Here is a 14,782-nt window from a genome sequence, read left to right as displayed (position 1 = left end):
CCTTTTAATCTAGAACTCGCATTTTTGAACGTTTCCTTTTAAGCTTCAGTAAACCTCCTAACTCTATAGTTCTTGATATGATCTGGATTAAAAGCCTTCCTTGAACTTAAAACACCAAAAACTATATGGAGTAATTTACGCATTGCAGCTCCCACAACGGCCATATTATGCTTGCCTTTTTCCTTTAATCTTTCGCAGTAAGTCTTAATAATAGAGTTGTGATTTTTAGCTACTATAGCAGGAAAATAAACGATCAGTCACCTTAATACCCCCTTCAACAATCAAGTAGCCAAAGAAATTACAGTTACAGATCCAACACATCCACTATTTGGCAGAACTTTTCCCGTATCATCTTTCAGTTCAACAGCCTACAAAGGTGGTAATGTATCTGTTATTTATCGTGATGACATCACTCTACATATTCCATTTTTTTCTACTAACTTAGCTAGTAAGCAAGATTTTCTCACCAGCAAGTTAACATGGACTTCATTATACGAGTTTGTTTCTCTAGCAAAGGAGTATAAATTATGCCATGTAAATCATGTCAAGTGTGGCAGAAAATGCCACAACGTTTTAAGTCAGAAGTTTTAGAAAATATATTATTAGTATCCAAAGAGGTTATCCATGAGTACATCAGAGCTAATCACAGCACAACATTTAGCACGCGAAGCGATAATTTACATCAGACAATCAACACATCATCAAATATTAAGCAATCAAGAAAGTCTAGAGTTGCAGTATGCGCTGAAACAAAAGGCAATTGATCTTGGCTGGAAAGCTGATAGTATTATTATAATTGACACTGATCTTGGTATAACTGGTGCTAGTGCTGAAAAGCGTGAAGGATTTAAAGAACTTGTTACTAAAGTCACTTTAGCGAAGGTAGGGATCATACTTTCCTATGATGTAACCCGTTTATCACGCAATTGTTCTGACTGGTATCCGTTACTAGATATATGTGGCTATAAACAGTGTTTAATAGCTGATCGTGATGGTATCTATGATCCTGGTACCATTAATGGTCGATTATTACTGGGTCTAAAAGGGCAACTTGCTGAAATGGAGTTATCTACTATAAGAGCTAGACTAAATGCTGGATTATTGAATAAAGCAGCACGAGGTGATTTAGCCTTATCTCTTCCAGTTGGTCTTATTCGTCATACCGATGGTTCAGTACATAAGGATCATAATCTTGAAGTTCAGCATCGTATTAAGCTTATTTTTGAAACTTTTCTAGAGAAACGAGCAGCATCAAAAGTTCTAAAGCATTTTAATGACCATCAACTTACTATTCCTAGGTATGATAAGTTTAAAGAGTTGCAATGGAAAAAACCGACACGTGGAAAAATTCTCTCGATACTTAAAAATCCAGCTTATGCTGGAGCATTTGTTTATGGTCGTACTAGAAGTCATAAAATATCCTCTGCTGAAAAAACAACAAAAAGCATGCCAATGGAAGAATGGAAAATTTTAATAAAAGATAAATATCCAGCTTATATAGATTGGGAAAGCTTTATAAAAATTCAGATGACACTAAAAGACAATTATGCAAAGTATGAATACAATAGCACGCGTGGCATAGCTAGATCAGGAGAAGCATTATTGCAGGGAATAATCTATTGTGGAGAATGTGGATACAAAATGACAATGCGATATAAAGAAAGAAACTATTATATGTGTAATTACCTGCAACGAAAGTATCATGAACCTGTATGTCAGCGTTTACTAACTGATATTATCGATTGTGCAGTGGTTTCTAAATTTTTTGCAGCACTTAGTCAAATTGAACTAGATGCTTATACTAATGCTATTGATTCACAGTCACAATCTGAACAAGCCCTTAATAAAGTACATTTGCAACAATTAGAACGTCTGAGATATCAAGCTAAGTTGGCAGAACGACAATTTAATCAAGTTGATCCTGATAATCGTCTTGTAGCTGCAGAACTTGAAAAACGTTGGGAACAAGCATTGAACGAACTCAAGCAAGCAGAAATTACATTCGAACGTCAACATCCAAAGAAACCTAATCTTCAATTATCTGAAGAGCTGAAAACAGTATTTTTAGATGTGGGTAGGAAATTACCTGAAATTTGGCATAAGTCAGTTCTGTCAAGTCAGCAGCAAAAATCCTTTCTTCGTTGCATAATTGATAAGGTAGTAGCACACCGGATCAAACGCGATTGCTTACAAATACGTATTGTATGGCATGGTGGAGAAACTACTACTTTTCATGTCCCTATTCCAGTAAAATCCTTTTATGAATTAACCACAGCAACAGAAATGGAACAGCTTATAATAAAGTTAAGTAAGGAGGGTAAATCAGATATAGAAATCGCCAAGTACTTAGAAAAACAAGGATATCGCTCTCCAAAGAAAAATGTTGTTTTAAGAAGTACAGTCGAAAGTATTCGATTAAAAAATGATATTTTTCGAAAAAGACATCAACCACGTCTCCTTGCACCTGGCTACCTTACTGTTACACAAGTTGCAAAGATCCTCAAAGTTTCTAGGAATTGGCTTTACCATAAAATCAATAGTGGTCAAATTAAAATACGAAAAGATGATAGTAAAGCCAAGGGCAAATACTTATTTGAGGATAAACCAGAAACTATTAAAATTCTGATGGATTTTAAAAATGGCAAATTCAACAATATAAATTTTTTATAGGAGTATCAACATGCATAGTCAAAGAGCCTTACGCAATGTCCGTGAACCTGACTTACTTAGCTTAGGCTTGGCATATACAGAGGAACCTGACGTCATATTTCGTGGTATAACACCTGCATACGCCGCCAATTGCCTGGCATCTCTAAAAGCCTCTATGTCAGAAACTTCAGCTAAAATAGCTATTGCTGATTCTTCTCCTATGCCTGGAATAGTCAATAGAAGTTGAAAATTTTCCAACAATTCTTTGTGTTGATTTAATAGTTCACGTACGGAGTTTTTTATTGTTTCTATTTTTTGAGTTATATTCATTGCAAGGTCTTCCCAAGCATTTGCAACTTCTTCAGGCAGTCTCTCTTTTTTTTCTAAGTGGTTATTTACTAATGTTAACTCGTCTTTTAACGCAACCGAGCAACGATAAAGATGTTTTAATTTTTTCATTTCAGGAGAAGGTGGTGTCCAACGAGTAGGTTCTTGTCTTTGACAATAATCAGCAATAATCTCTGCATCAGACTGGTCATTCTTTTGCCGTGCGAGCTTACTTTTTGCATAAAAATTTATGCGAGCTGGGTTTACAACACTAACAAAATATCCAGCCTTGTAAAGGAATTCAGCTAAAGCTTCACTATAACAACCGGTGGATTCCATGCAAGCTTTTACTTTTTCTACGTTATGTTTTTGTAGAAAGTCCAGCAGACCTTGAAATCCAGTATCATCATTTTTAAATTTCCTTTTCCTAGCTTCACGTTTTCCTTTTTTACTTATAAACGAAAGAAAAACATCAAAGCGTTCTTTTGAAACATCTATACCAAGAAAGTTGTTGATCATATATAACTCCATACGTTACTATTTAAAATGAAAAGTAAGGGTTACCTTATGAATACAGAATTAGAACCATTGAGGTCTTTCTATGATACCGTCCAGCCTAAACTTTTGAGAAGGGGGCTCTTATCTTGTAAACAGATTTTATATCTAAGTTACGATTCAGAGTTCTTCCCTTCTCCACCTAATGCTTAAGCTTAAAACACTAGATGCTTTTTACAAGATATAAGTTATTATTCAAACAACAGTTATGCAAGAGATCTGATTACATCTAAGCTAACAATGGACCACTAGATATATTACTAATCACGTTGACCTGATTTAATATTTTATTAGTGGGATTGAAATAATTTTCTATAAATTCCTTATATATAGCTGTTAACTTGTGTATATCGTTTACTAATACGCATTCGTTTATCTGATGTGCGGTTTTGTTGATTATACCAAATTCAATCACTGGACAAACATCTTTGATAAACGCAGCGTCAGATGTGCCACCACTTGTGCTCAGCGCAGCATCAATACTGGTAACTTTATTTATCGCATCAAGCATAATATCAGTATTTCTATCGGGAGTAGAGAGGAAAACGTCCCTGCTGCTATGCACAGAAAGTTTATAATCGTTAGTTACACTGGAGCATATTTCATCAATCAGCTTATATAAGCCACCCGGTGTTTGTTCATTGTTATATCGAATGTTAAAACGTGTAGTTGCTGAACCAGGTATTAGATTGCTAGTATTATTTCCAACATCGATAGTAGTAACTTCGCAATGTGAAGGCTGAAAATATTTATTACCATGATCAAAAGTAGTATTTTTTACCTTACTCAATATCGATATTACCTTATATATTGGATTATCTGCTAGGTCTGGATAGGCAACGTGCCCTTGTTTTCCATGGCAAATTAATTCAAATGTTACAGAACCTCTTCTGCCTATTTTTATGGTATCACCTAATTTCTCACTACTGGTTGGTTCAGCAACCACACAGAAATCCACCTTTTTTTGCTTACTTTTCATCCATTCCAAAACTGCCTTTGTTCCATATTCTTCCGTGCTTTCTTCAGCACTGGTAATCAATGCACTTATCGAACCATTAAATTGAAACTTCTCTGCAATCAAATTTACCATAGCAGCAATAAACGCAGCTACTCCGCTTTTCATATCAGCCGCCCCTCTTCCATATAATATACCATCCCTCACTTCTGGATTAAATGGACCAAATGCCCAATCTTTTAACTGACCCGGTGGTACAACATCAACATGCCCAGCAAAGCACAAATTTGGTACTCCATTTATATATTTCGCATAAAGATTTTTAACTTTATCACCAAACTCTAAAATTTCACAATCAAAGCCACTCTTCTTGAAGATTGTTGCTATATACTCTATTGCCCCGCCGTCCCTTGGTGTTATACTCTCAAAAGAGATCAATTTCTTAGTTAGCTCTACAGGGTCAATTTTCATGTCAATCTTAAAATACTTATATTGCTATATTGTAAACACTCTATGCACTATTTAAAACAAATATTACATCAAGCCGAACAAACTTTTCTAAGGGAAGTAATAACAGATTACCACCTTGCTGATGATATCTATGAAATATGCACACGACACGGAAATGACATCTTTCTAGTTGCAGATGAAAATACAGCAAAACTTTTAAACAAAAACGTATTTAATAAAATTTCTCATTTAATTATTCCAGCCCCACCTGTCATTCCAGTGTCACGCGCTGGAATGACACCAGGTGGAGAAATGACACCAAGCAGAGCTGCCTCTCTTGAAACCGTAAATCTAGTTAGAAACAAAGCAAAAGACAGTGACTTAATAGTTGCATTTGGTAGCGGCACTGTTAACGATATCTGCAAATATGCAAGCTACCTCGAGAAAAAAGATTATATATCGTTCCCAACAGCCGCTTCTATGAATGGATATACCTCTGCAAATGCTTCAATATTAGTAAATGGATATAAAAAATCGTTCAAAGCACATCTTCCAAGAGCAGTATATATAGATATAGACATACTTGCCAATGCACCACTGCGTCTCACATTAAGCGGATTTGCAGATTTCATTTGTCGTTCAACAGTTCAGGCTGACTGGCTACTATCTCATTTGTTGCTTGGCACAGAATACAATGAATTACCTTTTACACTTGTTCGCGATTTGGAGCAAATTTTGCTAAGAGAGTATACGGCGCTTACTAAAAGAAGTAGAAAAGTGGTCCTATTACTTATGGAAGTTCTACTAATTTCAGGACTTGGAATGGTAATATCAAAAGGCAGCTATTCTGCAAGCCAAGGAGAGCATATGATAGCTCACGCAATGGAAATGGTAACAAGAGATCATTCCTTACTACATGGCGAAAAAATTGCTGTTACGACGATTACCATGGCTAATTTGCAGGAAAAGATATTATCAATACAAAACCCGATTATCAAACCGACCACTTTAGATGTAAAACATATAACTCAGTGCTTTGATAATATCGAATTTGTAAGAACTTTTGAACAGAAGCAAATTATGCAGCAAAAAATCCAAGAGATTATTTGTAAAGAATGGCATAATATTTCCAGTTTAATTAAGCAAAATTTACTACCTGCAAAACACCTGCAAAAAATATTTGAAGATCTATCAATTCCACACTTACCAGAGCACCTCAGTTGGAATAAAGAACAATATTGTAAAGTGGTCGATCTTGCGTTTACAACAAGAGATAGATTCACCTTTCTTGACTTAGCTAACTGCATAGAAGAAAGTTAAGTTTTGTAGTGAAATTCTGTCATTTAAAGAGATCATAGGCCAAAAGCTAAACCCTTTTCACAATTTCTTATCCATTGTCTCTTCACCTGAGTGGATACACAACTCACTCCAAGTAGTTGACACTGGGTTTCACCAATAGCACTATCTTGCTAAACATAGTTTAGTGCGAGTGGCTGAGGAGGGACTCGAACCCCCGACCAAGAGATTATGATCCTCCTGCTCTACCAACTGAGCTACTCAGCCTAATTGAAAACCTTGCTATACATGTGACCTACATGTTTTGTATAGTATTTCAAATCAAACAAAGATTCAAGTTTTTCCGAGTTAATAACCTTAAGTAAGAGTTTATCTTGTTTCAATTCGGCCAGAAAATCACTGTTGTTTTGTTTCACTTTCATTGCATTGCTCTGAACAATTTTATACGCCTCTTCCCTCGCCAAACCACTATTTACTAACTCAAGCAATACACGCTGTGAGAAAACTAAACCTTTTGAAGAATTTAAGTTCTTTTCAATGTTTTCCTTATTGATCACCAATTTATCTATCAAATCTGTTAATCGCACTAAAGCAAAATCCATTGTTATACAAGCATCAGGAGCAATGCATCTTTCCACAGACGAGTGTGATATATCACGTTCGTGCCACAATGCAACATTTTCTAACGCAGGAAACACATAGCTGCGTATTAAACGTGAGAGCCCAGTTAAATTTTCACTTAAAATAGGATTACACTTATGCGGCATAGCAGAACTCCCCTTTTGCCCAGTGGAAAAATGCTCAGAAATTTCGCCGATTTCAGTTCTTTGCAAATGACGAATTTCAATTGCAATATTTTCCATTGAGCTTGCAATCACTCCCAAAACTGAAAAGAACATGGCATGTCTATCACGAGGAATGATTTGAGATGATATGGTTTCAGGTATGAGTCCCATTTCTTTCGCTACATACTCTTCAACAAACGGATCAACATTTGCAAAATTGCCTACCGCACCTGATATTTTACAAATTGAGATTTCTTTTTGCGCGCTAATTAATCTCTGATAATTGCGTTTAAATTCAGCATAAAATCTGGCAAATTTTATTCCAAGAGTTGTTGGTTCTGCATGCATTCCGTGACTGCGTCCAACACAAACAATATCTTTATAGTCCTCAGCTTTTTTTTTCAATGCTGCAAGTAAATTTTTTAGATTCTCGAGCAAAATATCACAGGACTCTTTCAGTTGCACCGCAAGGCATGTATCCAAAACATCAGAACTTGTCATTCCATAGTGGAGATAACGAACATCAACTCCCGCTTTTTCAGCAACATATGTCAGAAAAGCTATAACATCATGTTTTACAATGGATTCAATTTCGTTGATACATTCAACATCAAATTCAATAGCACCAGAGAGGTTCTCAGCAATATTATTCGGAATCACTCCTAACTTTGCTTGAGCTTCACACGCTAATTTTTCTATTTTAAGCCATATATTAAATTTATTATTTTCCTCCCAAATGGAAGACATTTCTTTTCTGCTATAGCGGGGAATCATTTTTGATTTATTCCAATAATGGTGTCATTCCAGTGCGTGACACTGGAATCCAGATATAAAAGTATTTGCAAATTATTCAATGGACAACGGATTCTAGAAGCATAAAATAATGTCCATGATGAAATAAACTGGATCCCAGTGTCACGCACTGGGATGACAGGAGGGGAGCACTGGGATGACACCAGCTTAGCCATGGCAGACATTTCTTTTCGGCTATAACAAGGGATCAGCTATCATCACCATCAGCAGCTTCTTTATTCGCATCTTGCTCTGCCTCTTGTTGCTCAGATTTCTGATTTTGCAATTTTACTTGCCTTAGCTCATTTGCATCTGTTTCGGATTTCACGACGTATATAGTAATTGGTACTACTACTTCACTATGTAATTCTACGTTTACTTGGTATTCACCCAAGTTTTTGATGCTTATTCCACCAAAAGATAAACTACGGTGATCTATCACATGTCCTTCTTGTAGTAAAATTTTCGCAATTTCACGTGTTGTTACAGAACCAAAAATTTTACCATCCTCTGAAGCTTGCTTTATTAATACCACAAACTTATCATGTAGTGACAACGCAAGCTCTTTTGCTACATTTAATCTTTTTATATTCTCTTCTTCCAGTAATAAACGTTGCTCCTCTAGCTTTGTTAAATTTTCCTTGGTAGCTTTCACCGCTTTTCTTTGTGGAAAAAGAAAATTACGTGCATAACCTGGTTTAACTTTGACAACTTCACCAAGCTTACCTAAAGTCCTTATATTTTCCTTTAAAATTATCAACATAAATTACCTAAACTTTTTTAGTACAGTAAGGAATAAGAGCTAAAAAACGTGCCCTTATAATCGCTAAGCGTAACTTCCTTTGTTTTTTTGCACATACGCCTGTTAATCTTCTAGGTAATATCCTACCATAGTCAGAGGTAAACTTGGATAATAAATCTATATTCTTATAATCTATGTCTTCATCTTTAGACGCAGCAAGAGGGCAAACTTTAGAACGCCTAAAGCCAGTCCTATTATTTACAGATACGTAAGAATTATTAAAACTATTTCGTCTTTTCATCATTATGCGCTTTGCTCCTCAATTTGTTTATTCATCATATGAGATTTACCTTCAAAAATTTTATCAACCTGCACAGGAAAGTGGCGAATAACGTTCTCATTAAGTTTCATTCTACGCATAAATTCATCCAGAATGCTTGCAGTAGAACTTATGCACATTATACAATAATGACCGCTCTTCATTTTATTTTTGTGATATGCAAAATCCAAAAGACCCCAATGTTCATACTTGATTAATCCTGATGCTTCAATGTTTTTCAAAAGCATTTCCAACGCTTTGCTCGATTGAGTTGGACCGTTTATTCTAAAATCTTTCAAAATATCTTGAAAAATCTTTATTAGATGTTCTGAAATATTTCTCTTCAAAGCATTTACTGCGTTATGGATAAACGCACTTTTAGTACTGCCTCCTAGAAATTTTGTAAAATCTTGCATTATTCCTAAATCTTTTAGGTCATCTTTCAACTCTTTATCGATTTTTGACTTCACTTCTTTCAAATTTGAAAGATCTTCTTCCAATTCAACCCATAAAATTTTTGTAAGATCTTCCAAGAAATCAGAGTAAGCAACTAGACCTTCTTTAATGTTTTCAGCACGCACTTCTAACTCTTGTGTTGTAAGCTTGTCATTTCCTTTTTTCAGAATATCCCTGATTTGCTGGAACATAACATCTGCTTTAATATTTTTCAATGAAACAGCTAGCTCTTGGACCATCTCCTCTACTTCTTGCTGTAACAATCCTTGTTGTGCTATAAAAGTAAATTCATAAAGATTCACTATATCTTCCTTTAATACCGATTAAATATTTCATTATATAAAGCTTTTTTATATAAGCAAGTTATTTGTATTAATTTCTACGCCTTTAATCCAGCTTAAGTTAGATATTTCATAAATAACTTGAGGAGCAATTGAGTATGCACCTGGTAATAAGATGCTCACTTTATGTTTTTCGAGAAGAAGTTTTAGCATTATTTTGGTTCTGCCTTCATCTTTCAATATTGTGTTTAATTCCATAGCGGCTTTTTGCGAATCCGTGCACTCAGTGGTGAGAACTAATTCTTTTATTATAGAAGTGACTCTTTTTGTAAACTCAGATATATCCTTGCCTGCTAATCTTGTCGTATTTTCCGAAGCTTCAAGATCAATTATCACAAATGTTCCTGGTGAAAATAAATCTCTTTTTTCTTCTATTATTTCATTATTATAGAATGCTATTTCAGAAACGTTATGGGGATCAGAAAGTGTAAGGATAACAAACCTTCCACGCTCTGAAGTTCTCATACGTGCATTTAATATTACCCCAGCAGTTTTTGCTGTTCTATTTTCTCCGATAAACCCAATATTTAACTTTTCCAGAAGAGTTCTAAATTTTTCAAGTGGATGATTAGTTAAATAAAATCCTAGTGAAAATAACTCATGTTCTAATTTTTCCTCCTCATCAAAATCTTCCACATTCTCAAGTTTCGGTTTGAGGACATCAAGACTACCAAACAAAGCAGCTTGACTTGATTCTCTATCCTGTTTGTTTTTATTTGCAAAGTAAATCAGCATGTCCATTGACTCATATAGCTGCTTTCTGTTCTTATGCACGCTATCGAATGCTCCGGATTTAATCAGGCTTTCTAGCGCTCTCTTATTTATTATATGACCTGAATTTTGAATGAATTCCCATATGTCCTTACAAGCGCTTGAACGTACGTTCACTATTCCTTCCGCTATAGAAAAACCAACATTCCTCAAGGCAGCAATACCATAACGTATGCGTTCATCCTCTATTGAGAATTCAGCTTGAGACTTGTTTATATCAGGTGAAAGAACGGTAACGCCACTAAACTTTGCTGCATGATAAAATAAATTCAGTTTATCTCTATCATCAATATTCAGATTCATTAGTGCTGTAAAAAATTCTAATGGATAATTAGCTTTAAGGTAAGCCGTTTGATAAGATATAACCGCATATGCTGCAGCATGAGATTTATTGAACCCATAACCAGCAAATTTTGCAACAAGGTCAAAAATATAACTTGCCCTGTCATAATCAACGCCATTCTTCGTTGCCCCTTGGATGAAAAGTTCACGTTGTTTATCCATCTCTTCCTTGATTTTCTTACCCATGGCACGTCTTAGCAAATCTGCTTCTGCGAGACTATATCCAGAGAGAATACGCGCTATTTCCATCACCTGTTCTTGGTAGATTATTACCCCAAACGTTTCTTTTAATATTCCCTCAAGTAATGGATGAATATAATCTGGCTTTTCAAGTCCATGTTTTCTTGCAACATAAGTTGGAATGTTATCCATAGGTCCTGGACGATAAAGAGAGATTAAAGCGATGATGTCCTCAATGCAGTCCGGTTTTAGTTTAATTAAAGCTTCTCTCATTCCCGAACTTTCAAGCTGGAACACTCCAATTGAATCACCGCTTGAGAGCATCTCATAGGTTTTTTGGTCATCTAAAGGAACTGAAGAAATATCGATCTTTTGTCTATCACGATTAATTAAACGACACACATGATCTATTAGCGTTAGCGTACCAAGCCCAAGAAAATCAAATTTTATTAGCCCAGCTTTCTCCACATATTTCATGCTGTATTGAGTGATTGGCAAAGCTGAATTTGGATCATAATACACAGGAACAAAATTTTCCAACTTTTGATCACATATTACAATTCCAGCAGCATGGGTTGAAACGTGACGATATATTCCTTCAAGCTTAAGAGATATATCAAGAAGCTTTGCAATTACCTCATCACTATCCCGTTCTTTCTGCAGATTTTGATCAAACTCTATCGCTTGCGATAAAGTTACAGGATTTACTGGATTAAATGGAACCATTTTAGATATTTTATCCACTTGAGAGTAAGGCATTTGTAATACCCTCCCAACATCACGCAATACTGCCCTTGCCTGCAATTTTCCAAAAGTGATTATTTGAGCAACATAACCGTACTTTTTCTGAACATAATCAATAACCAGGTCTCTTTTTTCCTGGCAAAAATCAATATCAAAGTCAGGCATCGATATACGATCAGGATTCAAAAATCTTTCAAATATTAGGCCAAACTTTATTGGATCAAGGTCTGTAATCTGTAAGCCCCAAGCAACAATTGAGCCTGCACCAGAGCCTCTTCCTGGACCAACTGGAATGCCATTTGCTTTGCTCCAACGAATGAAATCAGAAACTATCAAAAAGTAGCCAGCGTAGTTCATCGAAGTTATCACACTCAGTTCGTAATTCAGCCGATCGTAGTATTGTTTAAGGTCTATGTCTGTCTCATTCGCAATACGGAATTCTAATCCTGCAACTGCCTGCTCCCTCAGTTCTTCATTCTCAGTTTTATTTTCTCGACAAGGAAATTTAGGCAAAATAGGCTGCCTGCTTCTTGGCATGTAAGAGCACCGCTTAGCTATCACTAAAGTGTTATGAATTGCTTCGGGAATGTCGCTGAACAGCTCCTCCATTTCTGCCACAGACTTGAAGTAATGCTCGGTAGTTAACTTCTTTCTGTTATTCTCCAGGGCATAACTCCCCTCCGATATACACGTTAATATATCATAAGCCTCATAGTCAGACCTATTTGGAAAAAACACATCGTTCGTTGCAACTAGTGGTATATTGCGCTGATAAGCAAAGTCTATCAAAGCTTCTTCAAGCTCTAGCTCTTTATTCAGCCCATGACGCTGCAATTCAACATATAAATGACCATTAAATGCTGAAAGCAGTTTTTCAACCGTTTCTTTATCTTGCCCCAACAATAGTTGAGCCAAACATCCACCGGTTAAAGCGATCAGACCTACACTTAAATTTAATAGCTCATCAAAATCAACGTAAGGAATATCGCTATTATTCTTGCGCTTTCTAAAAGACTCACTCACCAAAGTGACTAAATTAGTGTACCCTTGCTCATTTTTTGCAAGCAATAATATAGGTAAATTTTGTTCTGAATGTTTAACTATAATATTGCATCCTATTATTAGCTGTATTCCTCTACTTGCTGCATATTCTGCAAACTCAAGTGAACCAAACAAGTTACCTGAATCAGTAATTGCAACCGCTGGCATTTTATTTCGCAAACAAAGGCCGATCAGCTCCTCAATTTTAACCGAGCTTTCAAGCAGCGAATAAACACTATGAACACGTAAGTGTATGAACATAAGAAACTTTAGATCAACAAAAAAGGATAACATTAATTTACTCATGAGAACATAATTTTCATGAGAACAAAAGCCTATAAAATTCTAAAATTAAAATACAAAAACTTACTTGACAAACTCCGCCAGCTCCCTTATCATGATAGTGAAGCTATTGTATTTGCTTTCGCCAATCTGCAGATTAAAAGGTAAGGATTACTTAATGTATCGGCGTCTTATGTTCAATTTTTTGCAGTATATAGATACTGTATGTCTTTACAAAACTTCATCTACATCTAGATTTTTATCTAAATAAGCTGAACGCGCTTATAAAGCGTTACAAGACATCAAAAAATGCCAATACTCGACAGAGATAGTAAAAGACTAGCTAACTCGGGGATTCTTTGTCTTTTTTTCTGCTTAGTAAATTTCTTAAACATTTGCAGCGTAAGTTAGTTGCAATTAAAAGCGGCTGAATCTCGCTTGTCAAGCGTTTAAAACATAAAAAACGCCAATATTTTAAAGCGGATAATAACCACGGGGCTTCTTTTGCCTTTTTTTTCATTTGGTAAATTTCTTAATGTTTATGGCTAAACGACAACCGTCATCCCGCTAGCGGGATCTCTTGTTAGCGGCTGAGATACCGCGAATGAATCGCGGTATGACGTAGATTGCTGTCATTCCAGTGCTCCTTTTTTTGTCATCCCAGTGCCCAGACACTGGGATGACAAGAAAGAGGCTACTTGGATGACACCCTGACAATCGTCATCCCGCTGCTTGTTAGCGGCTAAGAGATACCGCGAATGAATCGCGGTATGACGTAGGGATTGCATTAGCTATAATTCTTTAGTTTTCACTTTTCTTTTAACCTTGCAATGATATTTTCTTTGCCGATAAAAATTAATAATTTAGCGAGCTCTGGTCCTGTTTCTGTTCCTGTTAAAGCTGAACGCAACTGCGTAAATAGGTTTTTTGCCTTTATATCCACTGTTTGTCGAATAGTTTTGACCCATTCTGACAACGTGTTTTCATTACAATCACCTTGGGGCAATGCATTGAACGCAATTTTTATAAGCTCCTTATCAAGAATCACAGGCTCTATATCGGATTTGCATATTTTCCACCACTTGGCCACCTCAGAAAACCTTTCTATATTGTTCTTTATAAAATACCAAAACTCTGAGGAGTCCACTCCAATTTGATTTAAACGTTCTTGTATAATTTCAAATGGCATTTGTTGCAGCACTTTGCTATTTAGCTTGTATGCTTCACTCAAGCTAAATTGCGTACATGCTGAGCTAAATTTTTTAATGTCAAATGAATCAATCAAAGATTGCATACAGGCGCAAGCTTCAATTGGATTGGATGTTCCAAGCTTCACTAAATAACTAACTAGTGCCATCGGTTCAATTTCATCTTCTTTTATAGATTTAATGTCCAGCACGCCGGTTCGCTTGGATATTTTGCTATCATCAAAATGTAGCAGAGAAAGGTGAGCAAATGTAGGGATTTTCGCTTTTAATGCTTTAATCATTTGGATTTGCACTGCGGTATTAGTTACATGATCTTCCCCGCGTACAATATGAGTTACATTAAAGTCAACATCATCAGTAACAGAAGGTAACATGTATGTGTAAATTCCATCTTCTCTTTTTACCACAGGATCGCTGATGTGACTTGTTGCAATATTTATTTCACCTTTAACTTCATCATTCCATTTAACAACTTCATTTCTATCCAACTTAAATCTAAAATGTGGTCTTCTTCCTTCTTGCTCATAACTAATTTTCTCTTGCTCAG

General features: G+C 35.8%; 12 protein-coding genes, 1 tRNA gene and 2 pseudogenes. 2 read left to right on the top strand and 13 right to left on the bottom strand.

The genetic code is table 11. The annotated features are described in order from the left end of the window. Window positions 1-38: 38 nt before the first annotated feature. A pseudogene (locus tag ABWU72_RS00075) lies at window positions 39-251 on the bottom strand (IS110 family transposase); the annotation flags it as partial. Window positions 252-624: 373 nt separating this feature from the next. On the opposite strand from ABWU72_RS00075, the gene ABWU72_RS00070 reads away from it, so the two are divergent. Further along, window positions 625-2,670, top strand: coding sequence for a recombinase family protein (locus tag ABWU72_RS00070; protein ID WP_236514263.1), 2,046 nt, complete (start codon window positions 625-627; stop codon window positions 2,668-2,670). A gap of 21 nt (window positions 2,671-2,691) precedes the next feature. On the opposite strand, the pseudogene ABWU72_RS00065 reads toward ABWU72_RS00070, so the two are convergent. Together ABWU72_RS00065 and dapE are read right to left on the bottom strand one after the other, a co-directional pair. After that, a pseudogene (locus ABWU72_RS00065) lies at window positions 2,692-3,495 on the bottom strand (IS110 family transposase); the annotation flags it as partial. Window positions 3,496-3,760: 265 nt separating this feature from the next. Continuing rightward, complete coding sequence (gene dapE / locus ABWU72_RS00060) at window positions 3,761-4,957, bottom strand: succinyl-diaminopimelate desuccinylase (protein WP_155969091.1); 1,197 nt, start codon at window positions 4,955-4,957, stop codon at window positions 3,761-3,763. 42 nt (window positions 4,958-4,999) lie between these two features. Here dapE and ABWU72_RS00055 point away from each other — a divergent pair, with 42 nt between their 5' ends. Continuing rightward, window positions 5,000-6,256 carry an iron-containing alcohol dehydrogenase gene (locus ABWU72_RS00055; RefSeq protein WP_155969089.1) on the top strand — a complete coding sequence of 419 codons (1,257 nt, stop codon included), beginning with the start codon at window positions 5,000-5,002 and terminating at the stop codon, window positions 6,254-6,256. A 170-nt stretch (window positions 6,257-6,426) separates the two neighbouring features. On the opposite strand, the gene ABWU72_RS00050 is transcribed toward ABWU72_RS00055, so the two are convergent. From ABWU72_RS00050 to ABWU72_RS00005, 10 genes are all read right to left on the bottom strand, one after another. After that, window positions 6,427-6,499, bottom strand: a tRNA-Met gene (locus ABWU72_RS00050). After that, entirely contained in the window at window positions 6,499-7,791 is a 1,293-nt protein-coding gene (gene purB, locus ABWU72_RS00045; RefSeq protein WP_155969087.1) for an adenylosuccinate lyase, read from the bottom strand. Before purB ends, ABWU72_RS00050 begins: the two co-directional genes overlap by 1 nt. Further along, complete coding sequence (locus ABWU72_RS00040) at window positions 7,788-7,985, bottom strand: hypothetical protein (RefSeq protein WP_246484351.1); 198 nt, start codon at window positions 7,983-7,985, stop codon at window positions 7,788-7,790. The genes purB and ABWU72_RS00040 overlap by 4 nt, the downstream gene beginning before the upstream one ends. A 32-nt stretch (window positions 7,986-8,017) precedes the next feature. After that, entirely contained in the window at window positions 8,018-8,572 is a 555-nt protein-coding gene (rplI, locus tag ABWU72_RS00035) for a 50S ribosomal protein L9 (RefSeq protein ID WP_007548891.1), read from the bottom strand. A 7-nt stretch (window positions 8,573-8,579) separates the two neighbouring features. Continuing rightward, window positions 8,580-8,855, bottom strand: coding sequence for a 30S ribosomal protein S18 (gene rpsR, locus ABWU72_RS00030; protein ID WP_007548890.1), 276 nt, complete (start codon window positions 8,853-8,855; stop codon window positions 8,580-8,582). Then, entirely contained in the window at window positions 8,855-9,628 is a 774-nt protein-coding gene (locus ABWU72_RS00025) for a 30S ribosomal protein S6 (RefSeq protein WP_155969085.1), read from the bottom strand. The genes rpsR and ABWU72_RS00025 overlap by 1 nt, the downstream gene beginning before the upstream one ends. A 48-nt stretch (window positions 9,629-9,676) precedes the next feature. Continuing rightward, the gene (gene dnaE, locus ABWU72_RS00020; protein ID WP_155969603.1) at window positions 9,677-13,006 is read right to left on the bottom strand and encodes a DNA polymerase III subunit alpha; all 3,330 of its coding nucleotides are present in this window, start codon (window positions 13,004-13,006) and stop codon (window positions 9,677-9,679) included. Between the two features lie 364 nt (window positions 13,007-13,370). Then, window positions 13,371-13,547, bottom strand: a complete 177-nt coding sequence (locus ABWU72_RS00015; RefSeq protein WP_155968519.1) for a hypothetical protein — start codon at window positions 13,545-13,547, stop codon at window positions 13,371-13,373. 112 nt (window positions 13,548-13,659) lie between these two features. Then, window positions 13,660-13,815, bottom strand: coding sequence for a hypothetical protein (locus tag ABWU72_RS00010; RefSeq protein ID WP_265041105.1), 156 nt, complete (start codon window positions 13,813-13,815; stop codon window positions 13,660-13,662). Between the two features lie 20 nt (window positions 13,816-13,835). After that, a partial coding sequence (locus ABWU72_RS00005; protein WP_353283752.1) for a glutamate--tRNA ligase occupies window positions 13,836-14,782 on the bottom strand: 947 nt, incomplete at its 5' end.

The sequence above is a fragment of the Wolbachia endosymbiont (group A) of Lypha dubia genome (assembly GCF_964028575.1).
GTDB classification, from domain to species: Bacteria; Pseudomonadota; Alphaproteobacteria; order Rickettsiales; family Anaplasmataceae; genus Wolbachia; species Wolbachia pipientis.
The sequence above is the reverse complement of the archived record's forward strand: the minus strand, read 5'-3'. Positions and strand labels throughout refer to the sequence as shown.